Source organism: Mycobacterium sp., from assembly GCF_049281135.1.
Taxonomy (GTDB): domain Bacteria; phylum Actinomycetota; class Actinomycetes; order Mycobacteriales; family Mycobacteriaceae; genus Mycobacterium.
Map to the genome: position 1 here is coordinate 1 of NZ_JBAPRN010000621.1, position 3,087 is coordinate 3,087.

General features: G+C 68.8%; 3 protein-coding genes and 1 pseudogene. 1 reads left to right on the top strand and 3 read right to left on the bottom strand.

Annotated elements, in window-relative coordinates:
* Together WAN02_RS24485 and WAN02_RS24490 are read right to left on the bottom strand one after the other, a co-directional pair.
* Positions 1–481, bottom strand: a pseudogene (locus tag WAN02_RS24485) (isochorismate synthase); the annotation flags it as partial.
* Complete coding sequence (locus WAN02_RS24490; protein WP_422267252.1) at positions 471–1,070, bottom strand: acid phosphatase; 600 nt, start codon at positions 1,068–1,070, stop codon at positions 471–473. The gene WAN02_RS24490 and the pseudogene WAN02_RS24485, both read right to left, overlap by 11 nt.
* 112 nt (positions 1,071–1,182) lie before the next feature.
* On the opposite strand from WAN02_RS24490, the gene WAN02_RS24495 reads away from it, so the two are divergent.
* The gene (locus WAN02_RS24495) at positions 1,183–1,983 is read left to right on the top strand and encodes a ParA family protein (RefSeq protein ID WP_422267254.1); all 801 of its coding nucleotides are present in this window, start codon (positions 1,183–1,185) and stop codon (positions 1,981–1,983) included.
* On the opposite strand, the gene WAN02_RS24500 is transcribed toward WAN02_RS24495, so the two are convergent.
* Positions 1,984–3,087 (bottom strand): hypothetical protein (locus WAN02_RS24500; RefSeq protein WP_422267256.1); only part of this gene is annotated, 1,104 nt, incomplete at its 5' end.

Here is a 3,087-nt window from a genome sequence, read left to right on the forward strand (position 1 = left end):
CCATACCCGCATACGGTTCGCCGGCCGCGGACAGGTCGACCAGGTAGCCGTAGGCGGCCGCGTCGTTGTCGGCCAACCGGCGCAGGATCATCCGGGCGTCCAGCGGGGCATCGGCGGCCAGTCGCAACGCGCGGGCCAGCACCACCTTCTGCAGCGTGCTGCCCGCGGCGGTCAGCACATCGCACGCCCGCCGAACCCGGTCGCGGTGCTCGTCGGGCGCAGGAATCGACCCGGCGATGTGTACCGGGGGCAGCGGCCCGGTCGGCCAGTCGGGCAGTTGATCGGCGTGGCGCACCGAGTGTGGCGTCATCAGGGCCGCTGGCCCATTGATGTCGAAAGCCAACGCGCCCAACACTATTGACGCTGAACCTGATCGCAATGCCGACTGTGCGCTGGCCACGTCGGGATAGCAGGCGTGTACGCCGTCGGCGATCAGCACGCCGGCCGGCCCGCACAGCACAAACGGCGGGTCAGTCGTCATAAGGACGGGGCAGCCCCAGCGCGCTCAGCTGGCGGATCCCGTGTTCGAACCCGCCGATCGCGACCGAGGCGGGGCCCATACCGAAGCGGCTGCCCTCGACGAGTGCCAGCTGCACCCAGCGGGTGATGACGGCGCGCGAAAAGTGGCCGTGCCCGACGAACACCACATCACGCGTCGCCATCAGTTCCAATGCCAAAGCGACGGCCCGGTCCGCGCGCTCGCTGACTTGCGCGACGGATTCGCCGTCCGGGCCGCCGTGTGTCCAGATCGACCAACTGGGATGGGATTTGTGAATCTCCGCGCTCGTCAGGCCCTCGTAGGAGCCGTAATCCCACTCGGCGAGCAGCTCGGACTTTTCGTCGACGGTCAGGCCGGCCAGTTCGGCAGTCTCCACCGCGCGCCGGCGCGGGCTGCTGATCACCTTTGGATCGTCAAGGCGCAGGTCGGTCAACGTGGGACCCGCGGCGACGGCCTGGGCGCGACCGTTGTCGGTGAGGTCGATATCGGTGCATCCGGTGTGCTGCCCGGACAGCGACCACTCGGTTTCCCCGTGGCGTAACAACACCAGCCGATGGCTCTCGACGCCCATGCTGACCGATTCTGCCTGACACACATGGCCATCCGCGCGCGGGCACCATGCTGTTGGTGCCAGGATGGCAGTTGTTAACCGCCAGCAGGAGACATAGGGGGAGAGGCGTCTGATGAAGGGGACCCGAGTGCTGGCGGTGGCCAACCAGAAGGGCGGGGTGGCCAAGACGACGACGGTCGCGTCGTTGGGTGCCGCGATGGTGGAAGCGGGCCGGCGAGTGCTGCTCATCGACCTGGACCCGCAGGGATGTCTGACGTTTTCGCTAGGCCAGGACCCGGACAAGTTGGCGGTTTCGGTGCATGAGGTGTTGCTCGGCGAGGTGGAGCCCAATGCGGCGCTGGTGGACACCGCCGAGGGAATGACGCTGCTGCCGGCGAACATCGACCTGGCCGGCGCGGAGGCGATGCTGCTGATGCGGGCCGGACGCGAGTACGCGCTCAAGCGCGCACTGGACAAACTCGGCGACGAGTTCGATGTCGTGATGATCGACTGCCCGCCGTCGCTGGGTGTGCTCACCCTGAACGGGCTGACCGCCGCCGACGAAGTCATCGTGCCGCTGCAGTGTGAGACGTTGGCGCACCGCGGCGTCGGACAGTTCCTGCGCACGGTCAACGACGTCCAGCAGATCACCAATCCGGGCCTGCGGCTGCTGGGTGCGCTGCCGACGCTGTACGACCCGCGCACCACCCACACTCGCGACGTGCTGCTCGATGTCGCCGATCGTTACGACCTGCCGGTACTGGCGCCGCCGATCCCGCGCACGGTGCGTTTCGCCGAAGCCAGCGCGTCGGGCTCGTCGGTGTTCGCCGCACGCAAGAACAAGGGCGCATCCGCCTACCAGGAATTGGCTCAGGCGCTGCTCAAGCACTGGAAGTCAGGCAAGGCGCTGCCGACGTTCAGCATCGACGCGTAGTCAGCCCAGCGCGACGAGGGTGTTGCCGCGCTGCTCGAGCAGCTGCGAACCCGCCACGGCGGGGATCACCGCCGAGTTCGTCGGCTGCCGCTGCACCGGCAGGAAGCCTTCGCCGACGCCGGTGACCGGATCGCAAACGGCTATGCCATCGGTAACCGGGACGAGCAACTTGCCCGCCATCATGGTCGCCGGACCCAGCGGGACAGACGAGCCGGCGGGCCCGATCGCGTAGCGGTAGGTCAGGTTCGCGGAATCGAAGACCAGCACCCTGTCGCCGGTCCACCAGGTGATCAGGTTGCCGGGGCGGGACACCACACTGGACGACGACGGCGGCTTGGGCAGCAGTGTGCTTCCCACCGTGGTGCCGGATTCGTCGATGACGTCGACCCTGGGCTGCGGCGCCGGCAGGTAGACGGCCGTCCTGGTCTCGGCCAGCGCCAGGACCCGGGCGCCGGAATCCACGCCGATGCCCGGCTCGGGCACGTCGCGCTGTTCGGGTTCGTCCTCTTCCTTGGCCGGACGCAACAGCTTGAGCCGCAGGTCGGGTTGCCGGCCGCACGCCTCGAACACCGACACCGCCGACGAGCTGGCCGCCGCCGACGTCAATCGGCATCCGGTGTGCAAGCCCTTCGACGACGGCTTGATCCGCGCGTCGATCTCGCCGTAGGACAGCATCCGGACCATGTCCGAGCGCCACAGCTCGAGGCGGGTATCGCCGGCGGACAACACCGTGATGCCGTCGGAGGAAAGGGTGACCCGCTTGTCGGCATAGCTGGTGCGGGCGGGCCCGCGGCTTCCGTCGGATCCCTCGATCGTGCTGGCCTGACCGCACCCCCGATCGTCGCGATAGACCGCGACCGCGAAGCGGTAGGCCCCGGCCACCCCGCACAGCTCGCTGTCGCGCGAATAGGTCCATCGCACCTGACCGGTGACCGGATCGCGCCCTTGCACCGTACGACCGTCGGCGGTGACGACGGTTCCGGCGACCACGACAGGCTGGTCGGTCGGCGCGTTCGGGGCGGTCCAGAGTTGCTTGAGCGAGGCGGGGACCTCGTGGGCCAGCCTCGGGCTGGGGGCGGGCCCCGTCGCCGGCCGGCTGATCGT

Coding starts and splice junctions, on each gene's coding strand:
- WAN02_RS24490 (WP_422267252.1), bottom strand. CDS start 1,070: ATGGGCGTCGAGAGCCATCGGCTGGTGTTGTTACGCCACGGGGAAACC.
- WAN02_RS24495 (WP_422267254.1), top strand. CDS start 1,183: ATGAAGGGGACCCGAGTGCTGGCGGTGGCCAACCAGAAGGGCGGGGTG.